Raw genomic sequence first — 526 nt, 5'->3', positions numbered from 1 at the left:
GATGTGTCTGATTCCGTTTCCTATTCCGTTGACGACAGCCGGTTCACTGTGGATGGCAACGGTGTCGTGACTGTTGCTTCCGGTGCGTCCTTCGATGCAGAAACCGAAGGTTCCATCAACGTTACTGTGACAGCGACTTCAACGGACGGTTCGACGTCTCAGGAGACGTTCACGATCGCGGTGTCCGACGTCGATGAAGTGGATGTCTCTGCCGTCTCGGACACAGATGCTTCTGCGAATTCGATTGCCGAAAATGCCAGTGAAGGTACGCAGGTCGGCATTACTGCTCTCGCCACCGATGCGGATGTGTCTGATTCCGTTTCCTATTCCGTTGACGACAGCCGGTTCACTGTGGATGGCAACGGTGTCGTGACTGTTGCTTCCGGTGCGTCCTTCGATGCAGAAACCGAAGGTTCCATCAACGTTACTGTGACAGCGACTTCAACGGACGGTTCGACGTCTCAGGAGACGTTCACGATCGCGGTGTCCGACGTCGATGAAGTGGATGTCTCTGCCGTCTCGGACA

Annotated in this window: 1 protein-coding gene; it reads left to right on the top strand. The window is 55.1% G+C overall.

The window, feature by feature from the left end; genetic code table 11:
- The coding region (locus Q0835_RS30090; protein WP_298967182.1) for a cadherin repeat domain-containing protein at positions 1-526 on the top strand (526 nt) is incomplete at both ends.

The organism is uncultured Roseibium sp. (assembly GCF_947499295.1).
Lineage (GTDB): Bacteria > Pseudomonadota > Alphaproteobacteria > Rhizobiales > Stappiaceae > Roseibium.
The sequence above is the reverse complement of the archived record's forward strand: the minus strand, read 5'-3'. Positions and strand labels throughout refer to the sequence as shown.